The 17,440-nt window shown below is 64.6% G+C and carries 17 protein-coding genes and 1 tRNA gene; 15 read left to right on the top strand and 3 right to left on the bottom strand.

The genetic code is table 11. The features are described 5' to 3' along the window. Window positions 1–62 precede the first annotated feature (62 nt). Window positions 63–1,163 (top strand): chorismate synthase, encoded by a 1,101-nt coding sequence (gene aroC / locus HAV18_RS28470; protein ID WP_043183141.1) that lies wholly within the window; start codon window positions 63–65, stop codon window positions 1,161–1,163. A 146-nt stretch (window positions 1,164–1,309) separates the two neighbouring features. Here aroC and HAV18_RS28465 read toward each other — a convergent pair whose 3' ends face one another. Then, the gene (locus HAV18_RS28465; RefSeq protein ID WP_166962820.1) at window positions 1,310–2,983 is read right to left on the bottom strand and encodes an electron transfer flavoprotein-ubiquinone oxidoreductase; all 1,674 of its coding nucleotides are present in this window, start codon (window positions 2,981–2,983) and stop codon (window positions 1,310–1,312) included. Between the two features lie 178 nt (window positions 2,984–3,161). On the opposite strand from HAV18_RS28465, the gene HAV18_RS28460 reads away from it, so the two are divergent. Further along, window positions 3,162–3,944 (top strand): SDR family oxidoreductase, encoded by a 783-nt coding sequence (locus tag HAV18_RS28460; RefSeq protein ID WP_011351770.1) that lies wholly within the window; start codon window positions 3,162–3,164, stop codon window positions 3,942–3,944. Window positions 3,945–3,976: 32 nt separating this feature from the next. Beyond that, on the top strand, window positions 3,977–4,417 hold the full coding sequence (locus HAV18_RS28455; protein ID WP_166962818.1) for a thioesterase family protein: 441 nt from the start codon (window positions 3,977–3,979) through the stop codon (window positions 4,415–4,417). 105 nt (window positions 4,418–4,522) lie between these two features. Here HAV18_RS28455 and HAV18_RS28450 read toward each other — a convergent pair whose 3' ends face one another. Beyond that, window positions 4,523–5,068, bottom strand: coding sequence for a LuxR C-terminal-related transcriptional regulator (locus HAV18_RS28450; protein WP_166962816.1), 546 nt, complete (start codon window positions 5,066–5,068; stop codon window positions 4,523–4,525). 223 nt (window positions 5,069–5,291) lie between these two features. Between HAV18_RS28450 and HAV18_RS28445 the strand changes: the two genes are divergently transcribed. Both HAV18_RS28445 and HAV18_RS28440 read left to right on the top strand, forming a co-directional pair. Further along, window positions 5,292–5,996: a CoA transferase subunit A gene (locus tag HAV18_RS28445; RefSeq protein WP_166962814.1), complete on the top strand. Its 705-nt coding sequence runs from the start codon at window positions 5,292–5,294 to the stop codon at window positions 5,994–5,996. A 1-nt stretch (window position 5,997) separates the two neighbouring features. Then, window positions 5,998–6,639 (top strand): CoA transferase subunit B, encoded by a 642-nt coding sequence (locus tag HAV18_RS28440; protein WP_021162427.1) that lies wholly within the window; start codon window positions 5,998–6,000, stop codon window positions 6,637–6,639. 79 nt (window positions 6,640–6,718) lie between these two features. Here the strand turns inward: HAV18_RS28440 and HAV18_RS28435 are convergent, their stop codons facing one another. Further along, on the bottom strand, window positions 6,719–7,651 hold the full coding sequence (locus HAV18_RS28435; protein ID WP_166962812.1) for a LysR family transcriptional regulator: 933 nt from the start codon (window positions 7,649–7,651) through the stop codon (window positions 6,719–6,721). Window positions 7,652–7,743: 92 nt separating this feature from the next. Here HAV18_RS28435 and HAV18_RS28430 point away from each other — a divergent pair, with 92 nt between their 5' ends. From HAV18_RS28430 to pheS, 10 genes are all read left to right on the top strand, one after another. Beyond that, the gene (locus HAV18_RS28430; protein WP_166962810.1) at window positions 7,744–8,628 is read left to right on the top strand and encodes a DMT family transporter; all 885 of its coding nucleotides are present in this window, start codon (window positions 7,744–7,746) and stop codon (window positions 8,626–8,628) included. A gap of 294 nt (window positions 8,629–8,922) precedes the next feature. Then, window positions 8,923–9,819 carry an alpha/beta fold hydrolase gene (locus HAV18_RS28425; RefSeq protein ID WP_166962808.1) on the top strand — a complete coding sequence of 299 codons (897 nt, stop codon included), beginning with the start codon at window positions 8,923–8,925 and terminating at the stop codon, window positions 9,817–9,819. 80 nt (window positions 9,820–9,899) lie between these two features. After that, on the top strand, window positions 9,900–10,253 hold the full coding sequence (locus HAV18_RS28420; protein WP_021162422.1) for a RidA family protein: 354 nt from the start codon (window positions 9,900–9,902) through the stop codon (window positions 10,251–10,253). 44 nt (window positions 10,254–10,297) lie between these two features. Next, entirely contained in the window at window positions 10,298–12,532 is a 2,235-nt protein-coding gene (locus HAV18_RS28415; RefSeq protein ID WP_166962806.1) for a bifunctional (p)ppGpp synthetase/guanosine-3',5'-bis(diphosphate) 3'-pyrophosphohydrolase, read from the top strand. Between the two features lie 85 nt (window positions 12,533–12,617). Further along, window positions 12,618–12,694, top strand: a tRNA-Val gene (locus HAV18_RS28410). Window positions 12,695–12,965: 271 nt separating this feature from the next. Next, window positions 12,966–14,873 (top strand): threonine--tRNA ligase, encoded by a 1,908-nt coding sequence (gene thrS, locus HAV18_RS28405; protein ID WP_166962804.1) that lies wholly within the window; start codon window positions 12,966–12,968, stop codon window positions 14,871–14,873. Between the two features lie 49 nt (window positions 14,874–14,922). Then, window positions 14,923–15,447, top strand: coding sequence for a translation initiation factor IF-3 (gene infC / locus HAV18_RS28400; protein WP_071734130.1), 525 nt, complete (start codon window positions 14,923–14,925; stop codon window positions 15,445–15,447). A gap of 189 nt (window positions 15,448–15,636) precedes the next feature. Further along, a complete protein-coding gene (rpmI, locus tag HAV18_RS28395) occupies window positions 15,637–15,834 on the top strand; it encodes a 50S ribosomal protein L35 (RefSeq protein WP_004191477.1) in 198 nt (65 codons plus the stop codon). 30 nt (window positions 15,835–15,864) lie between these two features. After that, window positions 15,865–16,224, top strand: a complete 360-nt coding sequence (gene rplT / locus HAV18_RS28390; protein ID WP_004192938.1) for a 50S ribosomal protein L20 — start codon at window positions 15,865–15,867, stop codon at window positions 16,222–16,224. 149 nt (window positions 16,225–16,373) lie between these two features. Continuing rightward, on the top strand, window positions 16,374–17,387 hold the full coding sequence (gene pheS, locus HAV18_RS28385) for a phenylalanine--tRNA ligase subunit alpha (RefSeq protein WP_059234715.1): 1,014 nt from the start codon (window positions 16,374–16,376) through the stop codon (window positions 17,385–17,387). The last annotated feature ends 53 nt before the right edge of the window (window positions 17,388–17,440 follow it).

The raw sequence follows: 17,440 nt of genomic DNA, 5'->3' as shown, positions 1-17,440 counted from the left end.
TCGACCTGCCTGCGGCCCGGGCAGCGCATCGGTTTGCCCATTTCTCTTTGGGCGGTTCCATCATGTCCGGCAATACCCTCGGCACGCTTTTCACTGTCACGACCTTCGGCGAATCGCACGGTCCCGCGATCGGCTGCGTGATCGACGGCTGCCCGCCGGGAATGGGGCTGACCGAAGCCGACATCCAGGTCGAGCTCGATCGCCGCAAGCCCGGCACGTCGCGTCACGTGACGCAGCGGCAGGAGGCTGACGAGGTCGAGATCCTGTCGGGCGTGTTCGAAGGCGTGACGACCGGCACGCCGATCGCGCTGCTGATCCGCAACACCGACCAGCGCAGCAAGGACTACGGCAATATCGTCGAGACGTTCCGTCCCGGCCACGCCGACTACACCTACTGGCAGAAATACGGCATCCGCGACTACCGTGGCGGCGGCCGCTCATCCGCGCGCCTGACCGCGCCGATCGTCGGCGCGGGTGCGGTCGCCAAGAAGTGGCTGCGCGAGCGCTTCGGCGTCGAGGTGCGCGGTTACATGAGCGGCCTCGGCGAGATCGACGTGCCGTTCGTCGACTGGTCGCACGTGCACGAGAATCCGTTCTTCTCGCCGAATGCGGCGGTCGTGCCGGAACTCGAGGCGTACATGGATGCGCTGCGCAAGGACGGCGATTCGATCGGCGCGCGCATCGACGTCGTCGCGTCGGGCGTGCCGGTCGGCTGGGGCGAACCCGTGTTCGACCGTCTCGATGCCGATATCGCGAAGGCGATGATGAGCATCAACGCGGTGAAGGGCGTCGAGATTGGCGCGGGCTTCGACAGCGTCGCCCAGCGCGGCTCGGTGCACGGCGACGAGTTGACGCCAGGCGGGTTCGTCGGAAACCATGCGGGCGGTGTGCTTGGCGGGATTTCGACGGGGCAGGACATCACCGTGTCGATCGCGATCAAGCCGACGTCGAGTATCCGCACGCCGCGCCGTTCGATCACGAAGGCGGGCGACGAAGCGACGGTCGAGACGTTCGGCCGCCACGATCCGTGCGTCGGCATTCGTGCGACGCCGATCGCAGAGTCGATGCTCGCGCTGGTGCTGATCGACCATGCGCTGCGGCATCGCGCGCAGTGCGGGGACGTCGAGACGCCGACGCCGAAGATTGCGGGTAGCGCGACCTGATACGAGCGGGCGGGGCGCAGCGCGTCTCGGCCGGCTGGCATGCGGGGAATGCGGGGAATGCAAAACGGGGCGCTGCCTGAAGCAGCGCCCCGTTTCGTTTGCGGCGACCCAAAAAACGCGCCGCTCGTGGCGGCGCGTTCCGGCTGTTACATGTTCGGATAATTCGGTCCGCCGCCGCCTTCCGGCGTGACCCACACGATGTTCTGCGTCGGGTCCTTGATGTCGCAGGTCTTGCAGTGCACGCAGTTCTGCGCGTTGATCACGAGGCGATCGCTGCCGTCGTCGTTCTTCACGAATTCATACACGGCCGCCGGGCAGAAGCGCCCCTCCGGCCCCGCGTACGTGCGCAGGTTCACGTTCACCGGCACGTTCGCATCCTTCAGCGTCAGGTGCGCCGGCTGATTCTCCTCGTGGTTCGTGTTCGAGATGAACACCGACGACAACCGGTCGAACGTCAGCTTGCCGTCCGGCTTCGGATATTCGATCGGCTGGCATTGCGATGCCGGCTTCAGCATCTCGTGGTCCGCGTGCTCGTGGTGCAGCGTCCACGGCACGTTGCCGCCCATCACCTTCTGCTCGAGCCCGACCATCAGCGTGCCGAGGTACAGCCCCTTGGCCATCCACTGCTTGAAGTTGCGCGCACGGTACAGCTCCGTGTACAGCCACGACTGCTTGAAGGCGTCCGGGTACGCGTTGAGTTCGTCCGACTGGCGGCCGGCCTGCACCGCGTCGAACGCGGCGTCGGCCGCCAGCATGCCGGTCTTGATCGCCGCGTGGCTACCCTTGATCCGCGATGCGTTCAGGAAGCCCGCGTCGTCGCCGATCAGCGCGCCGCCCGGGAACACCGTCTTCGGCAGCGACAGCAGCCCGCCCGCCGTAATCGCACGCGCGCCGTACGACACGCGCTTGCCGCCTTCGAGGAACGCGCGGATCGACGGGTGCGTCTTGTAGCGCTGGAATTCCTCGAACGGCGACAGGTACGGGTTCGTGTAGCCGAGGCCGACCACGAAGCCGACCACGACCTGGTTGTTGTCCATGTGATACAGGAACGAGCCGCCGTAGGTATCGGACTTCAGCGGCCAGCCGGCCGTGTGGATCACGAGGCCCGGCTTGTGCTTCGCCGGGTCGATTTCCCACAGCTCCTTGATGCCGATGCCGTACGCCTGCGGCTCGGCGTTCGCGTCGAGCTTGAACTTCGAGATCAGCTGGCGGCCGAGATGGCCGCGGCAGCCTTCGGCGAACAGCGTGTACTTCGCGTGCAACTCCATGCCGAGCTGGAAGTTCTCGGTCGGCTCGCCGTCCTTACCCACGCCCATGTTGCCGGTCGCGACGCCCTTTACAGAGCCGTCGTCGTTGTACAGAATCTCGGCGGCCGGGAAGCCGGGGAAGATCTCGACGCCCAGCGCCTCGGCCTGTGCCCCGAGCCAGCGCGTGACGTTGCCCAGCGAAATCACGTAGTTGCCGTGGTTCTGGAAGTTGGCGGGCAGCGCCCAGTTCGGCGTCGTGACCGCGCTTTTCTCGGACAGGAACAGGAAGCGGTCTTCCGTCACCTCGACGTCGAGCGGCGCGCCGCGTTCCTTCCAGTCGGGGAACAGTTCGTTGATCGCGCGCGGATCCATCACCGCGCCCGACAGGATGTGCGCGCCGATCTCGGAACCCTTCTCGAGCACGCACACGCCGATCTCGGTGCCTTTCTCGGCGGCCAGCTGCTTGAGCCGGATCGCCGCCGACAGCCCGGCGGGGCCGCCGCCGACGATCACGACGTCGTATTCCATCGATTCGCGCGGGCCGTATTGCTCGATGAGGCTTGCGGGGGTCATTGGCGTTCCTCTAACCGTTAGAATGCTTTTATTCGGGAGCGTATTGTCTGCGAAACGAAACGCTTGCCGCAACAGCATGCGGCTAGATTAGCACGATCGTTCTATTTTTGTGCTAGGGTAATGCCGCTCGGGCCGTGCTGCCCGTAGCGGCGAAACGACATCGAAAGGGGATGTGCAAATGGGTCGGTCGATCAATCTGGAAGGCAAGGTTGCGCTGGTCACGGGTGCGTCGAGCGGCCTGGGGCAGCGCTTTGCGCAGGTGCTGTCGCAGGCCGGTGCGAAGGTCGTGCTTGCGAGCCGTCGCGTCGAGCGACTGAAGGAGTTGCGTGCCGAGATCGAGGCGGCGGGCGGCGCCGCGCACGTCGTGTCGCTCGACGTCACCGACGTCCAGAGCATCAAGGCGGCGGTCGCGCACGCGGAGACGGAGGCGGGCACGATCGACATCCTCGTGAACAATTCGGGCGTCTCGACGATGCAGAAGCTCGTCGACGTGACGCCGGCCGATTTCGAGTTCGTATTCGACACCAACACGCGCGGCGCGTTTTTCGTCGCGCAGGAAGTCGCGAAGCGGATGATCATGCGCGCGAACGGCAGCGGCAACGGCAAGCCGCCGTGCCGGATCATCAACATCGCGTCGGTGGCCGGGCTGCGCGTGTTTCCGCAGATCGGGCTGTACGCGATGAGCAAGGCCGCGGTCGTGCAGATGACGCGCGCGATGGCGCTCGAATGGGGGCGCCACGGGATCAACGTCAACGCGATCTGTCCGGGTTATATCGATACCGAAATCAATCATTACCTGTGGGAAACCGAGCAGGGCCAGAAGCTGCAGTCGATGCTGCCGCGCCGGCGCGTCGGCAAGCCGCAGGATCTCGACGGGCTGTTGTTGCTGCTCGCGGCCGACGAGTCGCAGTTCATCAATGGCTCGATTATCTCCGCCGACGACGGCTTCGGCCTCGCCTGAGCGGATGACATTCAGCAACAAAGAAGACTGCAATGAGCGCAACAAGCGATTACTCCCCCGTATTTGAGATGTCGATGCCGATCCGCTGGGGCGACATGGACGCGTTCGGCCATGTGAACAACACGGTCTATTTCCGCTACATGGAGCAGGCGCGGATCTCGTGGTTCGAGGAGCTCGGCATTGCCGGCGGCAATGGCGAAGGGCAGGGGCCCGTCATCGTCACGGCGTCGATGGAATTCCTCAAGCAACTGCATTATCCGGGTGACGTGATCGCGAAGATGACGGCCGCCAAACCCGGCCGAAGCAGCTTCGACACCGGTTTCGAGCTTACGCGCGCGGACGATCCGCAGCACGTCTATGCGCGCGGCAAGGCGCGCTGCGTGTGGGTCGACTACGCGCTCGGCAAGGCGGTGCCGCTGCCCCAGCTGCTGCGCGACACGATCGAGCGCGCGCTCGCGACGAAGGTCGGCTGAGCGCCGATACGGCGAGGCCGGCGCCAGGTCGCCGGCGGCACGCCATGCCCGTTGTTTCCCGAATCGGCCGCCATGCGCGGCCGATTGTCATCCGGAAGCCGCCATTCACTGCCCGAGCAGGCGCTGCAGCAGCTCCGGCGTATTGTTGGTCCCGTACTTGCGCATCAGTCGCGCGCGGTAGATGTCGACCGTGCGCGAGCTGATGCCGAGCACGCGCCCGATCTGCTTGCTGGTCTTGCCGGTTGCAAGCTGCGCGGCGATCTCGCGCTCGCGCGGGGTCAGTTCGACGGCGACCCGGCGCGTCGCACTCAAATCCTCGAAGGTCCAGACACCCGCCGCGAGCGGCGCGGTGCGATCGAGTGCGCGGCCGGTGACGTGGCACCAGAACAGTTCGCCGTCCGCGCGTTTCATGATTCTGTCATCCGAGTAGATGCCGTTCGCGGCCATCACGCGCGCGATACGTTCGCCGATTCGCTGGAATTCGTCCGTCGACGGGTAGAGCACCTCGTACGATTTTCCGATCAGGTCGGCCCGCACGCAGCGGAAGATCGACGCGAGCGCGTCGTTGCAGTCCTCGATCACGCGGTCGCGCGACAGCACGAGGCCGAGCGGCGCGAGGTGGAAGGCGGTCTGGTAATCGAGAGCGGGCATGGCGCAGGCAAGCGGAGGCAAACGCTTATGTATTTTTGCGTATTGTGCCGCATCCGCGCCGCATCGTACCCTTTCAGGCATCTCGTGGCGGTTTGCCGCGGTATAAAAACAGCGCGCCTCGACGCAGGCATCGCCGTGCATGCATAGAATGATGCGGCGGGCTTGCGGGCCACGTGGGCGCGTGAACCGGTTTCGCTGGTTTCCATAGAGGAAGGGACAACAGATGAACAAAGTCTATCCAAGCGCGGCTGCCGCGCTGGAAGGGATCGTCCGTGACGGGCAGACCTTCGCGGTGGGCGGCTTCGGCCTGTGCGGGATTCCGGAGGCGCTGATCGCGGCGTTGCGCGATTCGGCCGTCAAGGGCATCACCTGCATCAGCAACAACGCGGGCGTCGACGGCTTCGGCCTCGGCCTGTTGCTGGAAACGCGCCAGGTCAAGAAGATGATCTCGTCGTACGTCGGCGAGAACAAGGAGTTCGAGCGCCAGTACCTGGCCGGCGAACTCGAACTCGAATTCACGCCGCAAGGCACGCTCGCCGAAAAGCTGCGCGCGGGCGGCGCGGGCATCCCGGCGTTCTTCACGAACACGGGTTACGGCACCGTGATCGCGGAAGGCAAGGAAACGCGCCAGTTCGGCGATCGCCACTACGTGCTCGAGCCGTCGCTGACGGCCGATGTCGCGCTCGTGAAGGCCTGGAAGGCCGACAAGTCGGGCAACCTGATCTTTCGCCGCACCGCGCGCAACTTCAACCCGATGTGCGCGATGGCCGGCAAGATCACCGTCGCGGAGGTCGAGGAGATCGTCGAGAACGGCGAGCTCGATCCGGACCACATCCACACGCCGGGGATTTTCGTGCAGCGCATCGTGCTGAACGCGACGCCCGAAAAACGCATCGAACAACGCGTCGTACGCGCGAAAGGAGACTGACATGGCCTGGAATCGTGACCAGATGGCCGCGCGCGCGGCGAAGGAACTGCAGGACGGCTTCTACGTGAACCTCGGCATCGGCCTGCCGACGCTCGTCGCGAACCACGTGCCGGAAGGTGTCGAGGTGTGGCTGCAGTCGGAGAACGGCCTGCTCGGCATCGGCCCGTCGCCGACCGAAGACGAAGTCGACGCCGATCTCATCAACGCCGGCAAGCAGACCGTCACGACGCTGCCGGGCTCGTCGATCTTCTCGTCGGCCGATTCGTTCGCGATGATCCGCGGCGGCCACATCAACCTCGCGATCCTCGGCGCGATGCAGGTCAGCAAGCAGGGCGACCTCGCGAACTGGATGATCCCCGGCAAGATGATCAAGGGGATGGGCGGCGCGATGGATCTCGTCGCCGGCGTGAAGCGCGTCGTCGTGCTGATGGAGCATGTCGCGAAGGGCGATCAGCACAAGATCCTCGAGGAATGCAACCTGCCGTTGACGGGTGTCGGCGTGGTCGACCTGATCATCACCGATCTCGGCGTGATCGAAGTGACGCCGTCCGGCCTGAAGGTCCTCGAACTCGCCGATGGCGTGAGCGCCGACGAGATCCAGGCGAAGACGGGCGCGCCGCTCGACGTCAGCGCGGTCGCCTGAGTTTTTTTCATGTCGATTCGCCCCGCGTACCGTCAGGTATGCGGGGCGTTTTTGTTGGTGGCATGCACGACCGGCCGCGTCAGACGGCGATCCGTAACGAGTCGACGCGTTGTTCGTCGGTGGGCGTGCCGTCGTCGGGCGAACCCAATTGCAGCGCATGAAACAGGAAACGTTGCAACGTGACTGCCGCCGACGTGCGATCGCCGGCGTCCACGCGGCTGAACAGCCCGAAATCCGCGGCGGGCGGCACGGGCAACCCGGCGGCCTGCGGATCGAGTGCGCGCATCGTGTCGCGCCGCACGTTCCAGTCGAGCAGCACTGCGACGCCGAGGCCTGCCTCGACCGCCGACTGGATGGCGGACAGGCTCGTGCTGGTGCAGATGACGCGCCACGCACGGCCGGCGTCGCGCAACGTCGCGAACAGCTTTTCCTGCCACGGGCACGTGCCGCCGAACGCGACGATCGGCACCGGTTCGTTGCGCGGGAGCCGGTTGGTGGTGCCCGCGGCGGCCCAGCGCAGCGGATGCTGCCACGTTGCGAGCGGCTCGGCCCGGATCAGCGCGGGGTCGCCGATCACGAAGTCGAGCGCATGGGTCGAGAGTCGCTGCGACAGCACGGGGCTCGTATCGACGACGATCTCGAGTGCGACGTTCGGAAATGACGCCGCGAACTGTCGCAACGCGTGCGGCAGATGGCCGACGGCGATGTCCTCGAGGATGCCGAGCCGTACAGTGCCCGAGATGTCGCCCGCGGCGAGCGCGGCGCGGGCGGCGAGCCCGACGCCGAGCAGCTTGTGCGCATAGGGCAGCAGCACGTTGCCCGCGGCCGTCGGCGTGACGCCGCGCGGCGAGCGTTCGAGCAGGCGCTGGCCGACTTCATCTTCGAGCCGTCGCAGCGCCATGCTGACGGCGGCCTGCGTGCGATGCAGCGCCATTGCCGCCGCGCTGACGCTGCCGGTTTCGACCACCGTGACGAACGTGCGCAGCAGCGTGCTGTCGAGATCGCGGGTCATCAATTTTCCTGATGCGGGCATAAGAATTATCAGCTTATAACAAGCATGCGGCCGCGGTTAGCATCGGCGTGTCACTGAACCGGAGCGGTTGCATGAGCGAGGAATCGAGCACGGTACGACCGGATGTCGCGCAGCGTGCGGCGTCACCATTCGCGAATGCGGTCGCGCCGCTGCTGGCCGTCGCGTCGATGTGCAGCGTGCAACTTGGCGCGGCGCTGTCGAGGCCGGCGACGATCGAGTACGGCACCGTCAGCACGACCTGGCTGCGGCTCTGTTTCGCCGCGTTCGCGCTGGCCGTCGTCGTCCGGCCGCCACTCCGTACCTATTCCCGGCAGCGCTGGATCGCGGCCATCGCGCTCGGCACCGCGATGGCCGTGATGACGCTGTGCTTCTTCGAAGCCGTGCGTCGCGTGCCGCTCGGGCTCGCGGTGGCCATCAACTTTCTTGGGCCGCTGGCGGTTGCCACTGTCGGCGTGCGCAAGCCGGCGATGCTGGCATGGCCGGCCCTTGCGCTGGCGGGCGTGCTGTTGCTGGCGCGGCAGGACGGCATGTGGGTGACGGCGCCGGCCGCGCTGATCTTTCCGGTCGGCTCGGCGCTTGGCTGGGCCGCCTATATCCTGTTGATGAAGCGTGTCGGCACGCTGTTCGACGGGCTGCAGGGGCTGTCCGCGTCGCTGTTCGTGGCCGCGCTCGTCACGACGCCGTTCGGGCTTGCGCAAAGCGGCGGCCACCTGCCGGCCGGGCAACTGGTCGATGCCGCGTATCTGGCGGTGCTCGTCCCGCTGTTCCCTTACGTGCTCGAACTGATTGCGTTGCGGCGGATGAGCGCGTCGGCGTTCGGCATCCTGATGAGCGCCGAGCCCGCGATCGCTGCGGGGATCGGCTTCATCGTGCTGGCGCAGCCGATGAGCGCGCTGCAGATCGCCGGCACGCTGTGCGTGGTCGGCGCGAGCATCGGCGCGGTCATGCGGAAATAGCCGTGCTTGCCCGGCCATGACAATGACAGGCCGGCGCACGATGACGCGTTCGCGGCACCGTTACCGCGGCCGCGGGATCGGCCGGACGGTAGCCGGCTGAACACGGAACACCGCGCCCGGTCCGCACGGGCACGCGTGACATTTCATTGGCGCTCGCACGAGCCGCAAGCCCGCAAGGGTGGTCAGGCGACTCGTGATCCGGAACGGGTTTACAATCGGTCGCATCCCCCGGCTGCCCTGGCGGGCCGGGCCTGCGCATGCCATCGCGCCGCACCGTTCGACAGGACGCCACCGATGCCCACTTCCCCCGTGAACTCCCCGATTCCCCGCCAGCGGCGCGTGCAGTGTGCGAGCGCTGCCGGCCTTCATCACGTCGCCTATACCGAGTGGGGCGATCCCGCCAACTCGCGCGTGCTGGTTTGCGTGCATGGCCTGACCCGCTCCGGGCGCGATTTCGACAGGCTCGCCGCCGCGCTGTCCGATACGTATCGGGTCGTCTGCCCCGATGTCGTCGGGCGCGGCCAATCGGACTGGCTGGCCGATCCGCGGCTCTATGCGATTCCGCAATACGTGGCCGACATGGTGACGCTGATCGCCCGGCTCGACGTCGAATCGGTCGACTGGTTCGGCACGTCGATGGGCGGCCTGATCGGCATGGCGTTCGCGGGGCTGCCCGGTTCGCCGCTGCGCCGGATGATCGTCAACGACGTTGGCCCCCGCATCGAACCCGATTCGCTGACGCGCATCGGCGAATATCTCGGCGTGCAGCCGCGCTTTGCGACCAAGCAGGAGGGCATCGACTATCTGACGTCGCTGTCGCTGTCGTTCGGTGCGCTGACCGCCGACGAGTGGCGCGAGATCAACGGGCCGCTGCTGCGCGAACTGCCCGAAGGTGGCTGGGCGATCCGCTACGATCCGCGCATCGCCGAACCGTTCAAGGCAACGACGCCCGAGTTGGCCGCGCTCGGCGAGGCCGCACTGTGGCACGCCATCGAGACGACGGACGCATCGCTGCTCGTCGTGCGAGGCGAGACGTCCGACCTGCTGTCGCGCGAGACGGTGGCCGACATGATGCGCCGCGGCCGGCATGTCACGCACGCCGAGATTCCCGGGGCGGGCCACGCGCCGGCGTTCATCGATGCAGGCCAGATTGCGCTCGCACGGCGGTTTTTCGTCGAAGGCGGCGCATAAACGCGTCATAATATGCGGTTCGGCGGCACGCGGGCCGTGCCGTCGCCCGAATCTCCATCCACTCACGACCGGAACATTCCATGGCAGTCATTCGTCACCACGTCGGGGCCCGTCTCTCCGAAACCGCGATCCACAACGGTACCGTGTATCTGGCCGGCCAGATCGCCGAAGACACCACGCAGGACATCAAGGGCCAGACGCGCGAAGTGCTCGGCCATATCGACCGCCTGCTTGCCGAAGCGAACAGCGACAAGGCGCATCTGCTGTCGGTGCAGATCTACATCTCGGATCTGGCGAACTTCGACGGCATGAACGCGGAGTGGGACGCGTGGGTTGCGCAGGGCAACACGCCGCCGCGCGCCACCGTCGAGGCGAAGCTCGCGGATCCGGCGCTGCTCGTCGAGATCGTGGTCGTCGCCGCGCAGCGGAGCTGAACCGAACGTAACCCGACGATGATCGCATTCCGCCAGGCCGAGCAATGACCGAGTCCGTTTCCGCTTCCTCCGTCGCGGCACCGTCGTTCGACGACGTGCTCGCGTTCGTGCGCGAGCGGGCCGGCGACGCGCGCCTGTCGTCGGGCGAACTGCTCGCCGATCACTCTGCAGGCACCGCGTCGATCATGCGCACGCTGAACGTCGATCCGAGCGCGATGCAGGCGGCCGCGCTGTTCGTGCTGACGCCGCACCTGAGCGACCCCGAGCGCGAACTCACCGGGCGTTTCGGCGACGAAGTGGCGCGGCTCGTGTCCGACGTGCGCAAGCTGTTGCGGCTCGGCACCGTCAGCCTGCGTGCCGCGCAAAACGCGGTACCCGACGCGGGGCGCGACACGGCGGAAGAGCGGCGTACGCAGATCGAGGCGCTGCGCAAGATGCTGCTTGCGTTCGCGCAAGACATCCGCGTGGTGCTGATCCGGCTTGCGTCACGCTTGCAGTCGCTGCGCTACTACGCAGCCGCGAAGATCGACCCGCCGCCCGACGTCGCGCGCGAGACACTCGAGATCTATGCGCCGCTCGCGAACCGTCTCGGTATCTGGCAACTGAAGTGGGAGCTCGAGGATCTCGCGTTCCGCTTCGAGGATCCCGTCACCTACAAGCGGATCGCGAAACTGCTCGACGAGAAGCGCATCGAGCGCGAGGCGTATGTCACGCAGGCGATCGATCGGTTGCAGCAGGAGCTGGCGGACGCGAGCATCCAGGCCGACGTGAGCGGCCGGCCGAAGCATATCTACAGCATCTGGCGCAAGATGCGCGGCAAGGAGCTCGATTTCTCCGAGCTGTACGACGTACGCGCGTTTCGCGTGATCGTGCCAGACATCAAGGATTGCTACGCGGTGCTCGGTATCGTGCATCACCTGTGGCAGCCGGTGCCGAAGGAATTCGACGACTACATCTCGCGGCCGAAGCCGAACGGCTACAAGTCGCTGCACACGGTCGTGATCGGCGATGACGGCCGAGCGTTCGAAGTGCAGATCCGCACGCAGGAGATGCACCGTTTCGCCGAGTACGGCGTCGCTGCGCACTGGCGCTACAAGGAGGCCGGCGCGCGCGGTTACGGCGGCCAGTTCTCGGCGAGCGACAAGTACGACGAGAAGATCGCGTGGCTGCGGCAGTTGCTCGCATGGAAAGATGATGTCGAGGACGGCGCGGAAAAGTCGGGCGACAAGGCGTGGGCGCAATTGCGCGAGACGTCGCTCGACGACGACCACATCTACGTGCTGACGCCGCAGGCGCGCGTGATTGCATTGCCGCAGGGCGCGACACCGGTCGATTTTGCGTACCACCTGCACAGCGAACTGGGCCATCGCTGCCGTGGCGCACGCGTTGACGGCGCGATGGTGCCGCTCAACACGCCGCTCGCAAACGGCCAGACGGTCGAGATCGTCGCGGTGAAGGAGGGCGGGCCGTCGCGCGACTGGCTGAACCTGCAGCTCGGTTATATGAAGAGCCCGCGCGCACGCCAGAAGGTGCGTGCGTGGTTCAACTCGATCGAGCAGGAAGAAAACGTCTCGCATGGCCGCGCGCTCGTCGAAAAGACGCTGCAACGCGAGGGCAAGACGTCGGTCAACCTGGACAACCTTGCCGCGAAGCTCGGCTTCAAGTCGCCCGAGGAGCTGTTTTCGGTCGTCGGCAAGGAAGAGTTCAGCCTGCGCAATGTCGAGCACGCGTTGTCCGATGCGCCACCGCCCGAACCGGCGCCCGAAGCGCCGGCTGATTTCGAGAAGCGCAGCAGCGGCGCGAGCGTGGCGCACGGCGCGTCGACCGGCGTGCTGGTCGTGGGTGTCGACGCGCTGCTGACCCAGCTCGCGCGCTGCTGCCGTCCGGCGCCGCCCGATCCGATCAGCGGTTTCGTCACGCGCGGCAAGGGGATGTCGATTCACCGCACCGATTGCCCGACGTTCCGCCGGATGGTCGATCGCGCGCCGGAGCGCGTGCTGCAGACGACCTGGTCGGCCGACGTGCTCGGCGGGCGCGGTGCGTCCGTCTATCCGGTCGACCTGATGATCGAGGCGAGCGACCGGCAGGGGTTGCTGCGCGATATCTCCGAAGTGTTTGCGCGCGAGAAGATGAACGTGGTGGGCGTGAAGACGCAGAGCCGCCGCAACGCGGCATTCATGCAGTTCACCGTCGAGGTGACGAACTCGGCGCAGGTGCAGCGCGCCTGCACGCTGCTCGGCGAAGTGCAGGGCGTCGTGCGGGCGGGGCGGAAGGCGTGATGGGGATCGAACACCGTTATTTTGCTGCGACCGCATAAAAATACTTGCCAAGCAGGTAACGGCTCCATATAATCTTAGCTTCACTAGGCTCGTAGCTCAGCTGGTTAGAGCACCACCTTGACATGGTGGGGGTCGTTGGTTCGAGTCCAATCGAGCCTACCAACGAATTGAGAATGCCCGGTCCCCGGGTGTTCGATGCAGTAGATAACTCAACGCGAACAAGGCGAATACGGTTATGACACCGCGAACGTTGACCGAAACCTTTTCGGAGCGACGCTAGTCGAGGAACCCTTTCGCCCTTTCAGTTTGAGTGAAGTATCGAATGCGGCCCCTCGAAAGCGGGGCCGCATTTTTTTTGTCGCGAAATTTTCCCGCGTGATTTTTATATCGCGTACCTGGTCTGCCGCCCACTGTCGGCATCACGGAGATTGCTATGGTTTCGATACGCTTGCCTGACGGCTCAGTTCGACAATACGAGCATCCGGTGACAGTTGCCGAGGTTGCAGCCTCGATCGGTCCCGGCCTTGCGAAGGCTGCGCTTGGTGGCAAGCTCGATGGCGAGCTCGTTGACACGTCCGCGGTGATCGACCGCGACGCTTCGCTTGCGATCGTCACGGACAAGGATGCCGACGGCCTCGACATCATCCGTCACTCGACGGCGCACTTGCTCGCGTACGCGGTGAAGGAACTGTATCCGGACGCGCAGGTGACGATCGGCCCGGTGATCGATAACGGCTTCTATTACGACTTCTCGTACAACCGTCCGTTTACGCCTGAAGATCTGGAGAAGATCGAAAAGCGCATGCAGGAGCTCGTGAAGAAGGACGAGCCCGTGACGCGCCGTGTCGTGTCGCGCGACGAGGCGGCGGGCTACTTCCGCAGCATCGGCGAGAAGTACAAGGCCGAGATCATCGAATCGATTCCGCAAAGCGACGAAATCAAGCTGTACTCGCACGGCGGCTTCACCGATCTGTGCCGCGGCCCGCACGTGCCGTCCACCGGCAAGATGAAGGTCTTCAAGCTGATGAAGGTCGCGGGCGCGTACTGGCGCGGCGATTCGAAGAACGAGCAGCTGCAGCGCATCTACGGCACCGCGTGGACGAAGAAGGAAGACCAGGACCAGTACCTGCACATGCTCGAGGAGGCGGAAAAGCGCGACCACCGCAAGCTCGGCAAGCAACTCGACCTGTTCCACATGCAGGAAGAATCGCCGGGCATGGTGTTCTGGCATCCGAAGGGCTGGGCGCTGTGGCAGCAGGTCGAGCAGTACATGCGCCGCCGCGTGAACGAAGCCGGCTACCTCGAGATCAAGACGCCGATGATCATGGACCGCTCGCTGTGGGAGGCGTCGGGCCACTGGCAGAACTATCGCGAGAACATGTTCACTACGGAGTCGGAGAAGCGCGACTACGCGATCAAGCCGATGAACTGCCCGGGTCACGTCCAGGTGTTCAAGCACGGCCTGCGCTCGTACCGCGACCTGCCGCTGCGTTACGCGGAATTCGGCTCGTGCCATCGCAACGAGGCGTCGGGCGCGCTGCACGGCCTGATGCGCGTGCGCGGCTTCGTGCAGGACGATGCACACATCTTCTGTACGGAAGACCAGTTCATCTCGGAATCGATCGCGTTCAACACGCTGGCCATGAGCGTGTACAAGGACTTCGGTTTCGATCACATCGACATCAAGTTGTCGCTGCGTCCCGAGCAGCGCGCGGGCACGGACGAGACGTGGGATCGTGCCGAGCAGGGCCTGCGCGACGCGCTGACCGCCTGCGGCCTCACGTGGGAAGAGTTGCCGGGTGAAGGCGCGTTCTACGGCCCGAAGATCGAGTACCACATCAAGGATGCGCTCGGCCGTTCGTGGCAGTGCGGCACGCTGCAGCTCGACATGGTGCTGCCGGAGCGCCTCGGCGCCGAGTATGTCGCGGATGACAGCAGCCGCCGTCGGCCGGTGATGCTGCACCGTGCGATCGTCGGTTCGATGGAGCGTTTCCTTGGAATTTTGATCGAGCACCACGCCGGGGCAATGCCGGCCTGGCTCGCGCCGTTCCAGGCAGTTGTGCTCAATATCGCCGAAAGTCAGGCCGAATATGCGCAATCTCTGGCCCAATCGTTGCAAAAACAAGGGGTTAGAGTGGCGGCAGATTTGCGCAATGAGAAGATTAGCTATAAAATACGCGAGCACACGCTGGAAAAGGTGCCTTATCTCCTCGTCGTGGGTGATAAGGAGCGTGATGCGCAAACGGTAGCCGTGCGTGCCCGTGGCGGCGTCGATCTTGGCGTGATGCCGGTCGATGCCTTCGTTGAGCGTCTGCAGGAAGACCTGCGCTCGTTCAAGTAACCGCCCTGGCAGCGCGGCTCGTTTTTTAAATTTTTAGAGGAAACGTAACATCGCTACTGATAAGTCGTCGCATCGCATCAACGGTGAAATCACTGCGCCGGAAGTGCGTCTGGTCGGGATCGAGAACGAACCGCTCGGTATCGTAAAACTCGCTGATGCTTTCCGTAAATCGGAAGAACTGGATGTTGACCTGGTGGAAATCGCGCCGCAAGCGGTTCCCCCGGTTTGCCGTCTGATGGATTACGGCAAGTTCAAGTACCAGGAATCGAAGAAGCAGCACGAAGCGAAGCTGAAGCAGAAGGTCATCCAGGTCAAGGAAGTCAAGTTCCGCCCGGGTACCGATGACGGGGATTACAACGTCAAGCTCCGCAATCTCGTGCGCTTCCTCGAAGAAGGCGACAAGACGAAGATCACGTTGCGTTTCCGCGGTCGCGAAATGGCTCACCAGGAAATCGGTATGCGGATGCTTGAGCGTCTGCGCACGGATCTCGAGGAAGTCGGCCAGGTCGAGCAGATGCCGAAGATGGAAGGGCGCCAGATGATCATGGTGCTCTCGCCGAAGAAAAAGAAGTAACGGGCCCGCGCGCTTCGCGCGCAGGTTCGGAAGTGGTTCGGCGCGTTGCCCGGTCAGGGCGGCGTGCCAACAATGACGGCGGTTGCGCAAGCGGATCGCCGTACACAAGTGGACTGGGTTTCGAAGGGCGGGTCAAGGGCGCAAGCCAACCGCACACCCATCGCCATCTAATAAACTGGAGTTGTCGTCATGCCGAAGATGAAGACCAAGAAGAGTGCTGCAAAGCGCTTCGTGGTGCGTCCGGGCGGTACCGTCAAGCGCGGTCAGGCCTTCAAGCGCCACATCCTGACCAAGAAAACCACGAAGAACAAGCGTCACCTGCGCGGCGCAACGGCAGTTCATGATTCCGATCTGAACTCCGTCCGCGCAATGCTGCCGTTCGCGTAACCCCTCAACAGATACTCACAGGAGAGAAACATGCCTCGAGTCAAACGTGGGGTAACCGCACGGGCCCGCCACAAGAAGATCATCAACCTGGCCAAGGGTTATCGCGGCCGCCGCAATAACGTCTATCGCATCGCCAAGCAGGCGGTGATGCGCGCTGGTCAGTACGCGTACCGCGATCGCCGCAACAAGAAGCGTGTGTTCCGCGCACTGTGGATCACGCGTATCAACGCGGCAGTTCGCCAGCACGACATGACCTACAGCGTGTTCATCAACGGCCTGAAGAAGGCGTCGATCGAACTCGACCGTAAGGTGCTGGCCGACATGGCGGTGTTCGACAAGGCTGCTTTTGCTGCGATCGTCAAGCAGGTGAAAGCCGCCGTTGCAGCCTAATTGCGAAATTAGCACTGCGTGGTTAGCTGCAGCGATGATCCGGTAGTTTCGGCCGCTGCAGCGAAAACGGGGCTCTTCCGAGCCCCTTTTTTGTTTGGTGGAGCAGTTTCGCTCGCCAAGACCGAATGACGTTGGAAATGATGGGATCTATGGATCTGGACCAGATTGTCGCCGACGCGCAGCAGTCCTTCGAACAGGCTGCCGACATCACCACGCTCGAAAACGAGAAAGCACGATTTCTCGGCAAGTCGGGTGCGCTGACCGAGTTGCTGAAGGGCCTCGGCAAGCTCGATCCCGAAACACGCAAGACCGAAGGCGCACGCATCAACGTCGTGAAGCAGCAGGTTGAAGCCGCGCTGACCGCCCGTCGTCAGGCACTGGCCGACGCGCTGCTGAACCAGCGCCTCACTGCCGAAGCGATCGACGTCACGTTGCCGGGCCGCGGCGCCGGTGCAGGTAGCCTGCACCCCGTGATGCGCACGTGGGAGCGTGTCGAACAGATTTTCGGCTCGATCGGTTTCGATGTGGCCGACGGCCCCGAAATCGAGACCGACTGGTACAACTTCACGTCGCTGAACAGCCCGGAGAACCATCCGGCGCGTTCGATGCAGGACACCTTCTACGTCGAAGGCAAGGATGCCGACGGCCGCCAACTGCTGCTGCGCACGCACACGAGCCCGATGCAGGTGCGTTACGCGCGCATGAACCGTCCGCCGATCAAGGTGATCGCGCCGGGCCGCACGTATCGCGTCGACAGCGACGCGACCCACTCGCCGATGTTCAATCAGGTCGAGGGGCTGTGGATCGACGAAAACATCAGCTTCGCCGACCTCAAGGGCGTCTATACCGACTTCCTGAAAAAATTCTTCGAGCGTGACGACATCCTCGTGCGCTTCCGTCCGTCGTACTTCCCGTTCACGGAGCCGTCGGCCGAGATCGACATGATGTTCGAGCAAGGCAAGAACGCCGGCAAGTGGCTCGAGATCTCCGGTTCGGGGCAGGTGCATCCGACCGTGATTCGCAACATGGGCCTCGATCCCGAGCGCTACATCGGCTTCGCGTTCGGCAGCGGCCTCGAGCGCCTGACGATGCTGCGCTACGGCGTCCAGGATCTCCGGCTGTTCTTCGAGAACGACCTGCGTTTCCTGCGCCAGTTCGCATAACGCCGCGCCGCGCCGACCTGTGCCCGTGCATGCCCCGACGGACGATCCGACGG

It is taken from the genome of Burkholderia sp. D-99 (genome assembly GCF_011605345.1).
In the GTDB taxonomy this organism is placed as follows: Bacteria; Pseudomonadota; Gammaproteobacteria; order Burkholderiales; family Burkholderiaceae; genus Burkholderia.
The sequence above is the reverse complement of the archived record's forward strand: the minus strand, read 5'-3'. Positions and strand labels throughout refer to the sequence as shown.

Coding starts and splice junctions, on each gene's coding strand:
- aroC (WP_043183141.1), top strand. CDS start 63: ATGTCCGGCAATACCCTCGGCACGCTTTTCACTGTCACGACCTTCGGC.
- HAV18_RS28465 (WP_166962820.1), bottom strand. CDS start 2,983: ATGACCCCCGCAAGCCTCATCGAGCAATACGGCCCGCGCGAATCGATG.
- HAV18_RS28460 (WP_011351770.1), top strand. CDS start 3,162: ATGGGTCGGTCGATCAATCTGGAAGGCAAGGTTGCGCTGGTCACGGGT.
- HAV18_RS28455 (WP_166962818.1), top strand. CDS start 3,977: ATGAGCGCAACAAGCGATTACTCCCCCGTATTTGAGATGTCGATGCCG.
- HAV18_RS28450 (WP_166962816.1), bottom strand. CDS start 5,068: ATGCCCGCTCTCGATTACCAGACCGCCTTCCACCTCGCGCCGCTCGGC.
- HAV18_RS28445 (WP_166962814.1), top strand. CDS start 5,292: ATGAACAAAGTCTATCCAAGCGCGGCTGCCGCGCTGGAAGGGATCGTC.
- HAV18_RS28440 (WP_021162427.1), top strand. CDS start 5,998: ATGGCCTGGAATCGTGACCAGATGGCCGCGCGCGCGGCGAAGGAACTG.
- HAV18_RS28435 (WP_166962812.1), bottom strand. CDS start 7,651: ATGACCCGCGATCTCGACAGCACGCTGCTGCGCACGTTCGTCACGGTG.
- HAV18_RS28430 (WP_166962810.1), top strand. CDS start 7,744: ATGAGCGAGGAATCGAGCACGGTACGACCGGATGTCGCGCAGCGTGCG.
- HAV18_RS28425 (WP_166962808.1), top strand. CDS start 8,923: ATGCCCACTTCCCCCGTGAACTCCCCGATTCCCCGCCAGCGGCGCGTG.
- HAV18_RS28420 (WP_021162422.1), top strand. CDS start 9,900: ATGGCAGTCATTCGTCACCACGTCGGGGCCCGTCTCTCCGAAACCGCG.
- HAV18_RS28415 (WP_166962806.1), top strand. CDS start 10,298: ATGACCGAGTCCGTTTCCGCTTCCTCCGTCGCGGCACCGTCGTTCGAC.
- thrS (WP_166962804.1), top strand. CDS start 12,966: ATGGTTTCGATACGCTTGCCTGACGGCTCAGTTCGACAATACGAGCAT.
- rpmI (WP_004191477.1), top strand. CDS start 15,637: ATGCCGAAGATGAAGACCAAGAAGAGTGCTGCAAAGCGCTTCGTGGTG.
- rplT (WP_004192938.1), top strand. CDS start 15,865: ATGCCTCGAGTCAAACGTGGGGTAACCGCACGGGCCCGCCACAAGAAG.
- pheS (WP_059234715.1), top strand. CDS start 16,374: ATGGATCTGGACCAGATTGTCGCCGACGCGCAGCAGTCCTTCGAACAG.